At 69.8% G+C, this 4,429-nt stretch carries 2 protein-coding genes and 1 pseudogene; all 3 read left to right on the forward strand.

What is annotated here, in order from left to right:
- Positions 1 to 799: 799 nt before the first annotated feature.
- Positions 800 to 1,564: an ABC transporter ATP-binding protein gene (locus tag LOY02_RS18050; protein WP_410505975.1), complete on the forward strand. Its 765-nt coding sequence runs from the start codon at positions 800 to 802 to the stop codon at positions 1,562 to 1,564.
- A gap of 1 nt (position 1,565) precedes the next feature.
- Positions 1,566 to 2,723, forward strand: a pseudogene (locus LOY02_RS19245) (ABC transporter permease); the annotation flags it as partial.
- A 286-nt stretch (positions 2,724 to 3,009) separates the two neighbouring features.
- Positions 3,010 to 4,104 (forward strand): ABC transporter permease, encoded by a 1,095-nt coding sequence (locus LOY02_RS18055; protein ID WP_317183756.1) that lies wholly within the window; start codon positions 3,010 to 3,012, stop codon positions 4,102 to 4,104.
- Positions 4,105 to 4,429: the final 325 nt, after the last annotated feature.

Below are 4,429 nucleotides of genomic sequence, written 5' to 3' on the forward strand. Positions count from 1 at the left end.
TCCGCGAGCCAGCTCAGGTAGTCCGGTCCGCCCATCCCCCACAGGCCCGGCCAGCCGTCAGCCGCGCCGAACCCGTCAAGCGGGGTGATGTAGTCGACCATCCGCTCAGGCGTGTGAAGCCATCCCTCCGTCGGTGCTCGACGCCGGCTGACGCAGCGGCGCTGGGTCGCGAGAGACCATCCTGTCCGACGCGTGGTTGCGAGTCCCGGGGACCGGCTCCGTCCGATTGTCGCCAAACCTTGCCTACGTGTCCCGCGGGCTGGGTTGGCTGCAACCCGGGGAGGCAGCTAATGCCGCGCCGAGGACTGGCGGCCTGTGTGCCTGATCCTGCCGATTGTGAACCACGATGAGAGCGCGAGATGTGGAGTGGGGGTGAAGACGATGTCGCAGCTCCAACAGAAGTGTTCTCGGCGCCCGTCGCACGTTCGCCGTCATGGCGATCGGACTCATGCGACTGCTCGCTCGGCGCGCGCCCAAGGCAAACCTTCACGGCTGGGCCGCGGCGGTCGTCGACCCGCGTGGACCAGCATGATTGGGGGGAGCCTCAATTCGTGACGAGACCGAACTCACCACTGTCCGCAATGCCCCACTTCCCGGGGTAGTGTGGGGGTCAGGAAGTCAACCGCGCAGGTCCCGCAGTGACCGCTGGTCGCGTCCGTCGTCTGGGCGGGCCGGGCGTCCAGACTTCCGCAGTGGGGTTCATTTCCGCATCGTCCCGGCAGCTTCGCCTCGGCGATGTATGAGCCGTCACCAGACGTCCCCGGGGAGTCCTCGCGTATTCGCGAACAGGCCGCCGATCATGACTGATACGACACTCGATGTTGTCCTCCCGCAAGTGACCACACTCGCGGCACGCGTCGTCGACGCGCGCCGCACCTACGGGGTCGGGGGAACCTCGGTCCACGCCCTTGACGGTGTGACCGTCGGGTTCCCGGCCCGCGCCTTCACGGCGATCATGGGCCCCTCCGGGTCGGGCAAGTCCACGCTGATGCACTGCATGGCCGGTCTGGACACACTCTCGTCGGGACAGGCCTTTGTCGGCGAGACCGACCTCGCGTCGCTGACCGATCGCGAGCGCACCATCCTGCGTCGGGATCGCCTCGGGTTCGTCTTCCAGGCGTTCAACCTGCTGGCGCCCCTGACCGCCGAGGAGAACATCACCCTTCCTGCCGACCTTGCCGGGAGGCACGTGGACCCTGTCTGGTTCGACACAGTCGTGCAAGCCCTGAGGGTGGCCGACCGACTCGAGCATCGCCCGTCCCAGCTCTCCGGCGGACAGCAGCAGCGGGTGGCCATTGCCCGTGCGCTCGTCGAGCGGCCCGAGGTGGTCTTCGCCGACGAACCCACCGGTGCACTCGACTCGAGAGCCAGCGCCGAGCTGCTGACCTTCCTCCGCAACGCGGTCGACGACCTCGGCCAGACCGTTGTCATGGTGACGCATGACCCGGTGGCGGCCGCCTACACCGACCGCGTCGTCTTCCTCGTCGACGGCCTCGTCGTCGAGGAGCTGGACAGGCCGACGAGAGACGCCGTGCTCGACACGATGAAACACCTGGGCCGTTGACATGCTCCGGCTCGCGCTCCGCAACCTGCAGCAGAACACTCTCAGGCTCATCCTCACCACCGCGGCGATCGCGATCGGTGTCGCCTTCGTCTCCGGCACGTTCGTGCTGTCCGACACCACGAACAAGGCCTTCGACCAGCTCTATACGGGGCTGACGGCCAGCACCGACGTCGTGGTCCGCTCAGAGGCCGCGTACACCGACTACAGCTTCCAGTCCGAGGCCCGCCCGATCCCGGAGGCCCTCGTGGGCACCGTCGCCGCGATCGACGGAGTCGAGGTGGCCGAAGGCTCGGTCACGGGCTTTGCGCTCCTGCTCGACAAGGCGGGCGCACCGATCCAGCCCGGTGGCGCTCCGACCCTTGCCTCGAGCGTCGGCGGCAACGCAGCCCTCGCCGGCGACTTCACCCTGCGCCAGGGCCGGATGCCCAGTGGCCCCAGCGAGATGACCATCGACGCCAGGTCCGCCACCGGGGCCTCCTATGTCGTGGGGGACATGGTGCGGGTCCTTCTGCACGATGGCAGCCGCGCGTTCACGCTCGTCGGCATCACCGGGTTCGGGGACAGCGACAGCCTCGCAGGGGCAACGCTCGCCGGGTTCGATCTCACTACCGCCCAGCAGGTGCTGGGCAAGACCGGCACCGTCGACCAGATCTCGGTCATGGCCGGCGGGGGCCTCGACGCGGGCGACCTCCTGTCCCGAGTGGCCGCGGCCGTGCCGCAGGGAATGGAAGTCCTCAGCGGCGCAACGCTGGCCGATGAGGGTGCGGCCGCGATGCAGTCCGGCTTGGCGATCTTCACCCAGGTGCTGCTTGCCTTCGCCGCCGTGTCGCTGCTCGTCGGCTCTTTCGTCATCTGGAACACCTTCAACGTGTTGGTCGCCCAGCGACGCCGCGAGGTCGGCCTGCTGCGCGCGGTCGGCGCCACCCGGCGACAGGTGCTCGGCGGCATCCTCGTGGAGGCCGCTGCCGTCGGGCTGCTCGCCACCGTGCTGGGCCTGCTCGCGGGCGTCGGCCTTGCGGTCGGCATCCGCCGGCTACTGCTGCTCGTGGGCGTCGAGGTGCCCACCACCACGGTTGCCCTCGAACCACGCACCCTCATCGCCGCTCTCGCGGTCGGTGTCGGGGTCACGATGGTCGCCGCCGCGATCCCCGCGTGGGGTGCGACCCGAGTCGCGCCCATGGAAGCTCTGCGGGACGTCGACCCGGCCCCCGACAGGGGCAGCTCTCGTCGAGGTGTGGTCGGCGGTGTCGTGCTGTCAGCCGGCACCCTCGGCCTGGTCGCGTGCGCCCTGGTCGGAGGCCAGCGCTCGCTCACGGCACTGGCGAGCGTCACGGCATTCGTGGGGTTGGTCCTCTCCGGTCCGTCCTTGGTGCGGGGCACGGCTCGGCTCGGCTCCTTCGGCCGACGCGGTGGCGGATGGCGGTTGGCGGTTGGCGGCACGCAACGTGTCCCGTTCCCCGCGACGCGCCGCGGCCACGGCCATGGCGCTGACCATCGGTGTCGCCGTCGTGGCGGCTGTGGCCGTGACCGCGACCTCGCTGCGGGAGTCCGCGGGACAGACCGTGTCCGCTGGCAACCGGGCCGACTTCGTCCTCCAGCCGGTTGGGACAGGGGCGGGCATCAGCCCAGCGGCCGCCACCGCGGTGCGCACACTCGAAGGGGTGGACGCTGTCGTGGAGCTGAAGTACTCCGGTGCCAAGATCAACGGGACGCGATCCACCATCGTGGCCGTCGACGCCACCAACCTCGGCCGAGTCCTGGACGTCACGACCCGGGAAGGCGCCCTCGACCTGGGCCCGGGCTCGATCGCGATCGCCAGCACCGAGGCGACGGCACTCGGCGTAGGGGTCGGGGACACGGTTGTCGTGACCTACCCCGAGTCCGGCCCGACACGGGTCACCGTCACGGCCATCTTCGCGAACACCGCGACCGGGTTGATCAACTCTGCCTACCTGGTCTCGACTGCGGACTTCCGGGTCAACGTGACCTCGACTCTCGACCGAGTCGTCCTCGTCGCCGCCGCCCCTGGCGCCGACCTCACCGCCACCGAGGCGCGGATCACCCAGGCGCTCGTCGCCTATCCCAACATCACCGTCAGCGACCCCGCCCAGCTCACCCAGGCCGCACAGGAGTCGACCGACCAGCTCCTCGGCCTCGTCACCGCCCTGTTGCTGCTGGCTGTCATCGTCGCCATCCTCGGCATCGTCAACACGCTCGTGCTCTCCGTCCTGGAACGCACGCGTGAGCTCGGGCTGATGAGAGCGGTTGGCGCCACGCGTCGCCAGATCCGCACGATCGTCAGGCGCGAGTCCGTCCTCATGGCCATGCTGGGCGCCGTCACCGGCGTCGGACTCGGCACCCTGTCCGGAGTCGCACTCAGCCGAGCACTCGCCGACGAGGGAATCACCACGGTCGCTGTCCCGACCACCCAGCTGCTCCTCTATCTCGGGGTCGCGGCCGCCGTCGGCGTCCTCGCAGCCATCGGCCCGGCCCAGCGCGCCAGCCGCGTGGATCTCCTCACGGCCATGACACCTGAGTGACTCCGCCGATCCGCCTCAGCGGAGGGGGCGGTGGCCGCCGATCCGCAGACCGGTGCGGCCGTACGCCGCTCGGAGGCCACACGCAGTTTCTCGGACTCGAGGTGCAGTTGAGCGCCGTGCCCTCGGAGGCGAAGGACCTCACGGGGCGGCCGTGGACGCAGTCACCTCTCGACCGGCGAAGTCTCGTTGCGCACTCTTGCCGCCGGACGGCTGCGGCGCAACGGGGGTTTCAGACCTTGCGCGGCACGTTCCCGCCGAGGCTGAACATCCAGCGCATGACCTTGTGGCCCGGGTCCGAGGTCGGCTCGAACATGAGCGGGCAGCC

Source organism: Intrasporangium sp. (genome assembly GCF_032907665.1).
GTDB lineage: Bacteria > Actinomycetota > Actinomycetes > Actinomycetales > Dermatophilaceae > Intrasporangium.

Coding starts and splice junctions, on each gene's coding strand:
- LOY02_RS18050 (WP_410505975.1), top strand. CDS start 800: ATGACTGATACGACACTCGATGTTGTCCTCCCGCAAGTGACCACACTC.